This window comes from Vibrio thalassae, from assembly GCF_900089835.1.
In the GTDB taxonomy this organism is placed as follows: Bacteria; Pseudomonadota; Gammaproteobacteria; order Enterobacterales; family Vibrionaceae; genus Vibrio; species Vibrio thalassae.
On record NZ_OANU01000064.1, the window covers coordinates 1 to 12,307 of the forward strand.

The 12,307-nt window shown below is 44.8% G+C and carries 11 protein-coding genes; 5 read left to right on the forward strand and 6 right to left on the reverse strand.

The genetic code is table 11. From position 1 onward, the window contains the following. The 4 genes from VTH8203_RS25550 to VTH8203_RS15990 form a co-directional block, all read right to left on the reverse strand. Window positions 1–138, reverse strand: a 138-nt coding sequence (locus VTH8203_RS25550) for a transposase (protein ID WP_158296062.1), incomplete at its 3' end; no start/stop codon positions are given. 41 nt (window positions 139–179) lie between these two features. Continuing rightward, window positions 180–1,064, reverse strand: coding sequence for an ABC transporter permease (locus tag VTH8203_RS15980; protein ID WP_096994564.1), 885 nt, complete (start codon window positions 1,062–1,064; stop codon window positions 180–182). Then, a complete protein-coding gene (locus tag VTH8203_RS15985) occupies window positions 1,061–1,867 on the reverse strand; it encodes an alkaline phosphatase family protein (RefSeq protein WP_096994565.1) in 807 nt (268 codons plus the stop codon). The genes VTH8203_RS15980 and VTH8203_RS15985 overlap by 4 nt, the downstream gene beginning before the upstream one ends. Before the next feature lie 26 nt (window positions 1,868–1,893). Further along, complete coding sequence (locus VTH8203_RS15990; RefSeq protein WP_096994566.1) at window positions 1,894–2,970, reverse strand: ABC transporter substrate-binding protein; 1,077 nt, start codon at window positions 2,968–2,970, stop codon at window positions 1,894–1,896. A 223-nt stretch (window positions 2,971–3,193) separates the two neighbouring features. Between VTH8203_RS15990 and VTH8203_RS15995 the strand changes: the two genes are divergently transcribed. Then, window positions 3,194–3,910: a UTRA domain-containing protein gene (locus VTH8203_RS15995; protein ID WP_096994661.1), complete on the forward strand. Its 717-nt coding sequence runs from the start codon at window positions 3,194–3,196 to the stop codon at window positions 3,908–3,910. On the opposite strand, the gene VTH8203_RS16000 is transcribed toward VTH8203_RS15995, so the two are convergent. After that, complete coding sequence (locus tag VTH8203_RS16000) at window positions 3,911–4,711, reverse strand: AraC family transcriptional regulator (RefSeq protein ID WP_096994567.1); 801 nt, start codon at window positions 4,709–4,711, stop codon at window positions 3,911–3,913. Between the two features lie 280 nt (window positions 4,712–4,991). Continuing rightward, complete coding sequence (pdxH, locus tag VTH8203_RS16005) at window positions 4,992–5,630, reverse strand: pyridoxamine 5'-phosphate oxidase (RefSeq protein WP_096994568.1); 639 nt, start codon at window positions 5,628–5,630, stop codon at window positions 4,992–4,994. Window positions 5,631–5,988: 358 nt separating this feature from the next. Here pdxH and VTH8203_RS16010 point away from each other — a divergent pair, with 358 nt between their 5' ends. Genes VTH8203_RS16010 through VTH8203_RS16025 form a run of 4 tightly spaced genes read left to right on the forward strand, consistent with a single transcriptional unit; the run spans window position 5,989 to window position 12,146 of the window. Then, complete coding sequence (locus VTH8203_RS16010) at window positions 5,989–7,380, forward strand: HlyD family type I secretion periplasmic adaptor subunit (RefSeq protein ID WP_096994569.1); 1,392 nt, start codon at window positions 5,989–5,991, stop codon at window positions 7,378–7,380. A 60-nt stretch (window positions 7,381–7,440) separates the two neighbouring features. Then, window positions 7,441–8,100 (forward strand): transglutaminase-like cysteine peptidase, encoded by a 660-nt coding sequence (locus VTH8203_RS16015; RefSeq protein ID WP_096994662.1) that lies wholly within the window; start codon window positions 7,441–7,443, stop codon window positions 8,098–8,100. A gap of 6 nt (window positions 8,101–8,106) precedes the next feature. Continuing rightward, window positions 8,107–10,017, forward strand: coding sequence for a bifunctional diguanylate cyclase/phosphodiesterase (locus tag VTH8203_RS16020; RefSeq protein ID WP_096994570.1), 1,911 nt, complete (start codon window positions 8,107–8,109; stop codon window positions 10,015–10,017). Between the two features lie 14 nt (window positions 10,018–10,031). After that, window positions 10,032–12,146 (forward strand): type I secretion system permease/ATPase, encoded by a 2,115-nt coding sequence (locus VTH8203_RS16025; RefSeq protein WP_096994571.1) that lies wholly within the window; start codon window positions 10,032–10,034, stop codon window positions 12,144–12,146. The last annotated feature ends 161 nt before the right edge of the window (window positions 12,147–12,307 follow it).

Here is a 12,307-nt window from a genome sequence, read left to right on the forward strand (position 1 = left end):
TTCTAAATACTTATTCTTCCAATCGTGCAGAGTAGAGATATGCATACCTTCATTATCTGCAAACTCCCGCAAGGATAAACCACTTTCAACAAACCTGCGAATAGTTGCTTTCTTATGCTCTTCTGAATAACGCTTCACTTAATTAAACTTACCGCTCCCTGTTTTACTTTTATTGAGGATTAAGGGCGACAACTATCCTGACACAGGGGGTTGATGATGGTGATAAAGGCAAGAATGGCCATGAGAATCACCGAGATTGCTGCAGCAAGGTTCGGTTCTAAGAACAAATCGCCAGACACCAAACTCGCAATTCGTACCGTAATCACATTGTAGTTACCGGTTGTTAGTGCGTAGACGCTCGCATACGCGCCCATGGCATTGGCGACGAGAATAATGAAGGTGCCAAGTAGAGCTGGTGATAACACCGGAAGGGCTATTTGAGTCCAATATTGATGCGTTTTGGCACCGAGCAACGCAGATGCCGACTGCCAATCATCTTGCAGCGCATCAAAAGCAGGATAAAGCAGCAACACACCAAGTGGGACCTGGAAATAGATATAGATAGCCAGTAGTCCCCACCTGCCATACAGGTTGAAACCTTCAATCAACCCATATTGCTTCAGCAGCAGCGTGACGGCACCGTTAACCCCTAAAATAATAATGAACGCAAATGCCAACGGCACACCAGCGAAGTTGCTGCTCATATTAGTAAAAGCAATCACGCCATCACGAAGCTTGCTGTCCACTCGGCGCAGTGATGATACCAACAGAGCAGCGATAGCCAACCCTATGACACTCGACCAAATCGATAGCCAAATACTGTTGCTAAAGGCCTGCATCATAAAACTCGAATCGATGACCTCTGCATAGTTCTCAAACGAAAACACGCCATCATATTGAAAACTATTGAAGAAGACCCAAACCATGGGAGCAAGCTGAAACAGGTAGAAAAACAGCACAAATGGCGCAAGCCAGAGTAGCGGTTTGAACTTGTTCCACAGTGATTGTTTTCTGCTTATTCGCTGCTCATCTGAACAAGCAGGTGTTAATGCTGCGCCACTCATAATGCAATCAATTCCGGTGAGTAAGGCTTGCGATGTTCTAGTCCAAGCAACTGACAACAGATGCCACAAAGCTCCGTTTGATTCACATCCGTTGCGGCATGGGTAAACTGATCACCAATAACAAACAGTGGCACTTCGCGCTCTTCAGGCAAAATACCGCCATGCGACAAGTCATTATTCATACCGTGATCACTGGTGATCATCACTTGATAGCCCGCCTCTACCCACGTCGTAAGGTAGTTAGATAGAAAAATATCGGCGGCTCTCGCACTGTTTCGATACTGCCTAGAATCGAGACCATGCTTATGCCCAGTATTGTCGATGTTCATAGGATGTATCAGTAAAAAGTCGGGGTGATATTTCTGCCTCACGGATTCGGCATCAAGGAACAGAGCTTCGTCAGGATAATGATCCCAATGATAGAAACGACCATATTGAATGTTCAACGATTCATCATCAGTGAATCTATCGCGCACTGCATTATAGGGCGCACGGTTATAGAGTTCGCTAACCCAATGATACGCTGCGGCCGCGGTTACTTTGCCCTGAGATTTCGCCAAGCTGAATACCGATTCTTGATTCGACAAACGAACGATTTCATTATTTACGATGCCACTTATGACGGGAGGAACTCCGGTCAAAATGCACTCATAGAGTGGTCTAGACATGGAAGGGAGTTCGCATTGAATGGGGTACAACGTCGCTTTTTGTTGCTCGATTAAGCCATTCAAGTAGCCCATGCAATCACGGGCTACTTGATAATTGAGACCATCGAGGACAACAAGGATAACCTTATTGCTCATACTTACCTCTGTATAAAAGTCTCAAATTACTGTTGGTGAATCAGTACGTTTTCTTGCCACTGGCGAGGCAGACGACGCGCTGACTTTTCCCAAGCTTTAAAGTCTGTGACTGGATGAACGTTACCGTATTGGTCGTTGGCAATCAGTTTAGCTTGTACCGATTCAGGTAACTTGACGTTGGAACGAATTGGACGTGCGTAACCTTCAGCTAGGTTGATCTGTCCTCGGTCACTGAAGATGTATTCACGAGCTAATTTTGCAGCGTTAGGGTTTTTCGCATACTTGTTGATGATCGTGGTGTAACCGGAGATCACTGAGCCATCTTGCGGAATATTGACGCTAAAGCGTGAGCGGTCAATTTGGTCACGATAACTAAGCGCATTGAAATCCCAAAGGATTGCCACTTCTACTTCACCTTTCTCAAGGTTGGCAATACTAGGGTCAGTGAATGATAGACGCCCTTGCTTGGCAAGCTTAGAGAAAAAATCAATCGCTGGGCCAAGGTTAGACTCATCGCCACCGTTAGCGAAAGCTGCCGCCAATACGGCATTATTAGCCTGCGCTGCCACACCCACATCGCCGACCGTCACTTTGTAGTCGCCCTCAAGAAGGTCTTGCCAGGTTTTTGGGGCATCTTTGACCAAGTTGTTGTTTGAGATAAACGCGATAGTCCCTGTGTATGCCAGTGCCCAGTGGCCGTCTTTATCTTTAGCCCAATCAGGAATCTCGTCCCATGTGGTAGGCTTATACGCTTGCGTTACGCCCTTTTGAACCGCCACTCGAGCAAACGCAAAACCGACATCGCCAATATCGGCAGTTGCATTTTTCTTTTCCGCTTCAAACTTAGCAATTTCCTGTGCCGAGCTCATATCCGTATCTTGGTGCTTAAGTCCATAATCAGACTTAAGGTCGTTCCAAGTATCTTTCCAGTTTGCCCAACTATCAGGCATCCCCACACTGTAAACCGCACCTTCCTGCTTCGCCGCTTCTGTAAGAGCAGTGACGCTATCGTTAGAAAAAGCAGTGGAAGAAATCGCAGTGGCAATAAGTGTCACAGCACTGAGTTTTGCGGTGATACTTGCACGGTTAAGCAAAGTTTTCATTGTCTCTATCCCTCTGGACTAGGTCAGTAAGTTCACTTTTTATGCTATGTGGGGAATGTGACAATTTATGTGCCTGTATTTGACGTTTTTATTGAGGTTAGATGGCAGTTATGCGTCAACTTTATGAAAACCAGTGACTGATAAGTCAGTTTCTGCTGTCATGAAACTGTTACTCGCCTGTCGTATCTTGTTGATGCCGATGAATCATGGACTAGATCACTCAATGCCAATCCAAACCACACAGCTCAGTAAAATAAAGACGACCATTCGAGAACAAATCCAAAGTAATATCATGATTGCAGGCCAGAAACTGCCATCCGAGCGAGACCTTAGCGAGCTGTTTTCTACTACGCGTATTACCATTAAAGATGCGCTGACTTCACTAGAAACTGAAGGATTGATTTATCGAGAGGAACGTCGAGGTTGGTTTGTCTCTCCAGAACGTATTCGCTATAACCCATTGTCGCGCAGTCACTTTCATCAGATGATCCGCGAGCAGCATCGTATTGCGGAAACTAAGCTAGTCAGTGTAAGAAGTGAAATGGCGAGCGGAATGTACGCCAAGGCATTGGCCGTAGATACCATTACACCCATCCATATTGTGGAACGCTTAAGGTATATCGATGGTCGGGTCGTGCTGTTTGTAGAGAACTGTCTGATCGCCGCCCTATTCCCCAAAATATTGGAACAGAACCTGACACTATCGCTCACTAAGTGCTACCAAGAGAAATACCAATTTAAGACCCAACGTTCACACTTTGACGTCATCCCTACGTCCGCTCCAAGTCATGTGGCACGAGCCCTTAACTTGGTGGAGGGACAACCCGTTGTCAAAATCTGCCGAGTGAACTTTAACCAATATGGGGTATTAATGGATTGTGAGTTTGAGTATTGGCGGCCCGACGCCATGATGATTTGTATTGATAGCGAATCGCAATGATCAAGAAAAGCGCTTTCTATATTGTGAAGGGGAAACACCTTGTAGGCGTGAAAAGGCATGCGTAAAAGTGCTTTGTCCTGAAAAGCCCGTTAACTCAGCGACTTGACCAAGGTTTAAGTTGCCTTGCTCAATTAAGCGTTTTGCCGCATCGACACGTTTGTTCAATACATATTGATGAGGAGTAATACCAATTTGCTCTTTAAACAGCATATGAAATTGGCTTTCGCCTAAAAATACGCTTCCAGCTAATTGAGCCACAGAGATCTTATGACACAGGTGCTGTTCAATGTAACGATCGATCTGTTCAAGATCGAATCGTGAGTCGCGAAGTGATGTTTTAAGATCCGAGATATGGCGCTGCAATAATGCTACGACCGTGTCATTACATGCGCGACTTAACAGCAAATCATCAGGGCTGCTTTTCATTTCCGCCACTAACAGTTGTATCAGCTTTTGAATTTGGATATCCAACTGAAAATACGTTTGGGATTGAGATAACTCGTTGATTCTATGAAGAAGTATCGGATCGTCATTGTTAGGGAGAGGCATATTCAACACCAGAATATCAGGCTGATCAATCACCCCACCGAAAGCATGATCAAGGCCTGAGGTAACGACGCACCCTTGCCCCGGGCCAACAAGATTACCCAAACCACCGACTTCAAACTCCGATTTCCCCTTTAATCCAATCACCACTTGGGTGTATTGGTGTTCATGGGAGTCCATATGTGACGGCAACCGAACGATTTCGGCTGGTTTTGGGGAAGCATGATCAAGGATGTCATTGTTTCGTGTCACCATGTTTCCGGCCATCTTGTAAAATGAGATTCGATCCGCCGAGTATACCCATTTCAATAGCAATTGGAAAAAGTAATCACCACCAAGCTTCTGATAACGGGCACGGAGTGATGATTTTGTATCCCGCTTAGAACTGCGAAAAAGGATCTTTACTTGATCAAGCTTCCGGAACCATGATCATGAAGCGATAAGTTACGGTGGTTGTAATTTGTGCGATATCGATGATTGAGGCATAAAAAAAGCTGCGAAAACCGCAGCTTAGAAACAATATTTGCGCTAATGGTTACGGAGCGAGTCGTTCTGCATCCCATTGACCTTGACCATCTTTACTAAACAAGAAACGATCATGCAGTCGGTGTTCACCACCTTGCCAGAATTCAATAGATTCAGGACGAATACGGTACCCCCCCCAAAATGACGGTACCGGGATTTCGCCTTTAGCGAATTTCTGCTTTAGCTCAAGGAACTTACCTTCAAGTACTCCACGAGTTGAGATGCGGCTACTCTGCCTACTCGCAATGGCGGCTAATTGGCTTTCTTTAGGGCGAGAGGTGAAATACTTCATGTTTTCCATCGCCGTAAGTTTTTCCGCAACACCAGTAATATGCACTTGTCGTTCCAAAGGATGCCAAGGAAAGTGCAAACTCACCTTACTATTATGTTCAATGTGTTGCGCTTTGCGGCTGCCTAAATTGGTGTAAAAAACAAAACCTTCGTTATCTAAGTTTTTCAGCAGTACGATACGTTGAAACGGCATTCCGCGTTCGTCAACCGTTGCCACTGTCATCGCCGTAGGATCGGTCAATTTGGCGTCGACCGCTTGTTGCAACCAAAGATTAAATTGAACTATCGGATCGCTATTCAAGTCCTTTCGACGTAATCCCCCTTGAGAATACTCTCGGCGGATATCTTCAATTCCCATAACCACTCCTCACGTTTTTCTTAAATTCTGCGCTCTAAACTACGAGAAAACAACCCGCTAGCGGGATGTTATTATCGATTTTTGAATCCAATCCCCTAGTTTGTATCTATGCCCTCTGTTATCGGCAGCCAAATAGACAAATTTTCGATTATTCATTACGTTATATTCATGAGTCTACTGCTAAACTTCTGAATAGTATTAAAAATTAATGACCAGATACCATTCTTGAGATATTCGTTTATTGTGAAATGTGCAGAGTAGATCGACTCTTTGTTATTGAAAAGGTTACATTTCATTAACGATGGTAATAAAATCAGATTATTAGATAAGTCCTAGCCATTTGGGTTTCGAGTTAAACATGGATAAAAAAGAATACAAAAAGGTTTCTGACGCTGAACTCGACTACATCGACGATAAAACAGCAGCCTTACTCCTCAATACCCCTACCAGTGCTCGGATCATGTTGTGGGTCATGGTGCTCTTTTTTATCTGTGCAGCGGTCTGGGCATCCTGGGCTGAGATAGATAAAGTAACTGTCGGACAAGGTAAGGTGATTCCTTCGTCACAAGTTCAGGTAATTCAGAACCTTGAAGGTGGCTTGGTCAAAGAGATTTTGGTCAAAGAAGGCGACAACGTGAAAAAAGGCCAACAACTGTTGCTTATTGATGACACACGTTTCCGCTCAGATTACCGAGAACGCGAACAACAAGTTCTCAACTTAACCGCTAACGTTTTACAACTATCCGCATCATTAGACAGCGTTAATATCAATGAGAACGTCAAAGATGAAGATTGGCAAAAATCAGTGACTTTGGACTTCAACAAACTCACCTTTCAGCCGTCATTTGAAGAAGAAAATAAAGCACTGGTCGCTAGGCAACGAGCTGAATATCGCCAAGACCTTGATGAGCTAAGCAATGAACTTTCCGTTATTGACCAACAAGTTCGTCAAAAACAGCAGGACCTGATAGAAATCCAAGCACGAGTTAACAACCTCAGAGAAGGCTATAATCTTGCACGTGATGAGTTGAATATCACTAAGCCCCTTGCCGACGAGGGTGTTGTTCCCAAAGTCGAATTGTTAAAACTTCAGCGTCAGGTTAATGACACTCGACGTGAGTTAACCTCCACAGAACTGAAGGTCCCTGCTTTAAAATCCGCTATTCAAGAGTCCATGTTAGGTCGCATTGATATTGCACAAAAATTCCGTTCAGAACAACAAGAAAAGCTCAATCAAGCCCAAGATAAACTTTCTTCTATGACCGAATCAGCAATTGGCTTAGAAGATCGTGTGAACCGCACCGTTGTAGTCTCTCCCGTTAACGGCACGGTAAAAACCTTAAACGTCAATACTGTAGGTGGCGTTATTCAACCTGGAATGGATATCGTGGAGATTGTACCAACCGAGGACAGTTTGTTGGTGGAGGCAAAAATTGCGCCACAAGACATTGCTTTCTTGAGACCCGGCCTTCATGCCATCGTCAAGTTCAGTGCCTATGACTTCACCAAGTACGGTGGATTAGATGGCACTGTGGAGCATATCAGTGCCGACACGACTCAAGACGAAGAAGGTAACAGTTTCTATATCGTAAGAGTAAGAACCGACAAAACCAATTTCGGGCATGATGAACAACTTCCGATAATTCCAGGCATGACGGCTTCTGTCGACATTATTACGGGTAAGAGAACGGTTCTTGATTATCTACTCAAACCAATATTGAGTGCGCAAAATAACGCGCTGAAAGAATAAAGGATTGTAGTGTTACGAATCGAGCGGACGGGAGGTCTGCAAACTAAGTTCAAAACCGCACTGTTGGTATGCGGGGTAATCACAGCTATTTCTTTGGCTGGGCACAGTGACGCCTATACCAAGCAAGAGCAGCGTTGGATAAGCACCGTAGCAAAAACGTATGGGCCTCGAGCCGGTAAACGTGTCGAAACTTGGCGCACTGTTATCGAAGATTTACAGGGTAAATCGGAGAAAGAGCAACTTGCTGGAGTGAATCAGTTTTTCAATCAACTCAACTTTGTCGACGACATACATTTATGGGGTAAGAAAGACTACTGGGCCACACCACTAGAATTTTTGGGCAGTAATGCAGGTGATTGTGAAGACTTTACTATTGCTAAGTACTTCTCACTACTTGAACTCGGTATTCCAGACAAAAAACTGAGGCTTGTGTACGTCAAAGCCATCGAATTGAACCAATTTCACATGGTACTCGCTTACTACGAGACACCGCGTTCACAACCGCTGATTTTGGATAACCTGATTGGTGAGATTAAACCCGCTTCTAAGCGAGGCGATTTACTACCGATCTACAGCTTTAATGGTCGCAACTTGTGGACCATGAAAACCACCCAAGGCAAATTAGCCGGAAAGTCGTCGAGACTGAAATTATGGAATGATTTGCGAAGCCGAGAGCGTTCATTGACGTTAAGGAAACCTAAGGTAAATTACGACGAGTAAACAATTATGACACTATACAGACAGCTAGTGGTCGGCATGATAGCAGTATTTATTATGCTATTGACGTCGGTGTTTATCATCGAGTTCAACACGACTAAAAACTTCCTAGAGCAGCAACAACGCTCAGAGGTGAACAACACGATTAACACCGTGGGCTTAGCCTTAGCACCTTACTTGAAGACACAAGACAAGGTTGCGGTTGAATCTGTGATTAATGCGCTATTTGATGGCAGTACTTATTCCACGGTAAAACTCGTTTTCCTAGAGACCGATGAAAAGATTGTTCGCAGTTATCCAATCAAACCCAACGGAGTACCTGATTGGTTTACCAACCTGAACCTCTTTACGCCCATTCATGATTCTCGCGTGGTTACTAGCGGTTGGCTACAATTGGCGGAAGTCGAAATCATCAGTCACCCCGGCGAAGCTTACGCTCAGCTTTGGCAAGCGTTTGAGCGTCTTGCTGGCGCATTCGTTGTTATCTTTACCTTAGGTTTGTTATCTATAGCCCTTATCCTGAGACGAGCTCTCACACCACTTAGAGCTATCGTAACCAAAATGGAGCAGGTAGCGAATAAGCAATTTGGTGAACCTCTACTTCGCCCAAATACTAGAGACTTAATCGCGGTCGTTGATGGCATTAATAGCATGTCTGCTCATGTTGAAGAATCATTTAAACAACAAGCGAAAGAAGCACAGAAGCTCCGTGAACGCGCTTATATGGATCCAGTCTCTCAACTTGGTAACCGCGCCTTCTTTATGGGTCAGCTAAATCAGTGGCTTTCAGAATCTTCGCTAGGCGGTGTGGCTATCTTACACGCTGAATTCATTAAACAAACCTACAAAGCTGATGGCTACGAGGCTGGCGATGGATTAGTAAGAGAGCTGTCTGACCTGTTATCAATGACGATCAATATTCCAAACACTGTCATTTCCCGTATATCAACCGATGAGTTTGGTTTTGTATTCCCTAATATTGATGAAAGCGAATTGAAGTTCGCGGCAAATAGCATCATTACTTGTATTCAAGATCTAAACGCAGATCCTACAGGTCTGAGCAAAGCCAACGCATCGCTAGGCGTTGTCTTTAACGAAGAGCGTAAGAACTCAACGCAAATGCTCTCCGTGCTTGATAACGCATTGACCAAAGCGAAATCCAATCCGGAAATCGATTATGGTTATATCTCTAGTGAGCATACTGGCGTCATCATGGGTAAACAGCAATGGCGTTTACTGGTGGAAGAAGCAATCAGCAACGATGCAGTCACCTTTAGATTCCAAGCAGCAAACAGCAGTGGCGGCGAGACATATCACCGCGAGGTATTCTCCGCAATCGAAATGAATGGCGAACGCTATACAGCCAATCAATACCTACTCGCTTTAGAGCAGCTTGATGCCAGCCATATCTTTGATGAACACGTTATTATGTCGGTGATTAACAAGCTCGAACGAGAAGAAATGTCCGATTCAATGGCGATTAACATCACTCCAACTAGTATCGCTCAACCAAGCTTTATTCGCTGGATTAGCCAAGTGCTCGCCAAACATCGTGATATTAACGATAAACTACACTTTGAGATCCCAGAAAGCTGCTTTATCAATAATCCGCACCATACCGCACTTTTCTGTAACGCTATTCGCAATGAAGGTGCCAAGTTCGGTGTTGATAACTATGGTCGGAACTTCCAGTCACTGGAATATCTCAACGAGTTCAGACCGGATTATGTGAAACTGGATTATCTCTATACCCACCAGCTTGACGATGAGAAACAAAAATTTACGCTAACATCGATTTCGAGAACGGCGCACAATTTGGGTATTAAAGCTATTGCCTCACGAGTGGAAACACAAACTCAGCTCGACTTCTTGTCTGAGCACTTTGTGGATGTATTCCAAGGCTTTATCGTGGACAAATAATAGGTGCAGAATCCATGAAGGATCCGTTACTAAACTCGCTTATCTATATCAGCCGATACTACGGCTTAGCTAATTCTCCAGAAGCATTGGTGAATGGCTTACCCCTGTCGGAAGGTAAGCTCACACCGTTCTTACTTCCTCGCTCAGCCGAGCGCGCTGGATTGGTCGCGAAAGAGAACCGCTCTGATATAGAAAAAATCCCAAGCATAGTATTCCCTGTCATACTGCTTTTAAAAGGTGGCGATGCTTGTGTACTAAACAGCATTGACTCCGATGCCAATGAAGCGGAAGTGATCACACTCGAGTCCGGCATGGTCCCCATTTCCGTTCCGCTCGAGGATTTAAGAGAACAATTCACAGGCCGCTACTTCTTGGTTAAGAAGCAGTTCCGATATGACGAGCGCTCCCCGGAAGTTCTAAAAACTCGTGACGGTCACTGGTTCTGGGGCACTCTATGGGAATCGAAAAGCATCTACCGTGATGTGCTCATTGCCTCGCTACTGATCAATATATTTGCTGTAGCCGCACCACTGTTCACTCGTCTTGTTTATGACAAAGTAGTACCTAACCTTGCATTTGAAACACTATGGGTACTGGCGGCAGGGATATTTATTGTCTTCGGATTCGATTTAGTACTTAAGCTTATGCGTAGCTACTTCATTGATGTGGCTGGGAAAAAGTCGGATATTTTGATCTCATCAAAGCTCTTTAGCAAAGTCATGGGCATCAGAATGGAATCGCGTCCCCCATCTGTGGGGGCCTTTGCTCGTCACTTACAAGAGTTTGAATCGATTCGCGAATTCTTTACCTCTGCAACGATTGCTTCATTAATCGATTTGCCGTTTGCCTTGCTATTTTTGGTACTTATTTGGCTCATGGCGGGCAATTTAGTCATTATCCCAATCATCGGTGTGTTGATATTGATCATCTACTCGATGTTGATACAAGGCCCGCTGCGTAAAACGATTGAAGAAGGCTCACGCCTTGCTTCTCAAAAATACGCCAACCTGATTGAAAGTTTGGCTGGTCTGGAAACGGTAAAAATCTTCGGTGCCCAAAGCCAGTATCAGTATCGTTGGGAAGAAGCCGTCGCACACATGGCGAACTGGAATATCAAAAGCAAACGCATTACTGATGGAATCCAAAACACCGCAGGATTTGTTCAGCAATCAGCCAACATCGGTATGATTATTCTTGGGGTTTACCTTATAGCCGAAGGTGAACTCACCATGGGCGGCCTGATTGCCGCGACTATGCTAAGTAGTCGAGCTATTGGCCCTTTGGTTCAGCTTTCACTGCTTTCTACACGTTACAATCAAGCGAAATCGTCCATGACCATCATTGAACAAGTGATGGCAATGCCCGACGAACAAGAAGAAGGAAAACGCTATATTCATCGCCCAATTATCCACGGCAAAATCGAATTGGATCGCGTAACCTTCCACTACCCAGAGTCTCCAATGGCATCCATTCGAGATCTAAGCCTAACCATTGAACCTGGTGAAAAAGTGGCGATTATTGGACGTATTGGCTCAGGTAAAACCACGCTAGAGCGTCTCATAATGGGCCTCTATCAGCCAACAGAGGGTCATGTGCGAATTGATGACACAGACATCGCTCAATTGCATCACGTCGACGTACGACGCAATATAGGCTGTGTGCCGCAAGATTGTGCCTTATTCTATGGCTCTATTCGCGACAACATCACACTAGGACGACCATTGGTCGACGACCGTGATGTAATGGATGCTGCAAACCGTGCAGGGGTGACTGTATTTACTCAGCAAGATCCTGCGGGTCTTGAGCGTCAGGTTGGCGAGGGCGGTTTGCTGTTATCTGGCGGTCAACGTCAAGCCGTTGCTATTGCACGAGCGTTTTTAGCACGTCCACCGATATTGATTATGGACGAACCGACAAGTTCAATGGATAACCGCTCTGAGCTGCATATTAAGACCCAGCTAAAACAGCTCAAGGAATCTGAGACTCTTCTTTTAATCACTCACAAAACATCGATGCTGGATGTGGTGGATAGGGTGATTGTTATGGAGAAAGGAGCAATCATTGCAGATGGTCCTAAGGTGCAGGTGTTGAGTGATTTGAGACAAGGTAAAGTTCGCGCTGCAAGTTAACTAGCTATCGGCGGATAATAACGTTTATTGTTAATCCCCAAAGATGTAGAACTCATCTTAAATGGTTAATATCTAGGATTATGAGTTTAAGCAGAAAGGGAGCTCATTCAGCGCGTCGCGAAGATCAGGTCACTTAAGTGATTTAGTCGAATATTTTCAGT

Excerpts from the sequence above, each read along its gene's own strand:
- pdxH (WP_096994568.1), bottom strand. The coding sequence starts at position 5,630 with ATGGGAATTGAAGATATCCGCCGAGAGTATTCTCAAGGGGGATTACGT.
- VTH8203_RS15980 (WP_096994564.1), bottom strand. The coding sequence starts at position 1,064 with ATGAGTGGCGCAGCATTAACACCTGCTTGTTCAGATGAGCAGCGAATA.
- VTH8203_RS15990 (WP_096994566.1), bottom strand. The coding sequence starts at position 2,970 with ATGAAAACTTTGCTTAACCGTGCAAGTATCACCGCAAAACTCAGTGCT.
- VTH8203_RS16010 (WP_096994569.1), top strand. The coding sequence starts at position 5,989 with ATGGATAAAAAAGAATACAAAAAGGTTTCTGACGCTGAACTCGACTAC.
- VTH8203_RS15995 (WP_096994661.1), top strand. The coding sequence starts at position 3,194 with ATGCCAATCCAAACCACACAGCTCAGTAAAATAAAGACGACCATTCGA.
- VTH8203_RS15985 (WP_096994565.1), bottom strand. The coding sequence starts at position 1,867 with ATGAGCAATAAGGTTATCCTTGTTGTCCTCGATGGTCTCAATTATCAA.
- VTH8203_RS16000 (WP_096994567.1), bottom strand. The coding sequence starts at position 4,711 with ATGGTGACACGAAACAATGACATCCTTGATCATGCTTCCCCAAAACCA.
- VTH8203_RS16025 (WP_096994571.1), top strand. The coding sequence starts at position 10,032 with ATGAAGGATCCGTTACTAAACTCGCTTATCTATATCAGCCGATACTAC.
- VTH8203_RS16020 (WP_096994570.1), top strand. The coding sequence starts at position 8,107 with ATGACACTATACAGACAGCTAGTGGTCGGCATGATAGCAGTATTTATT.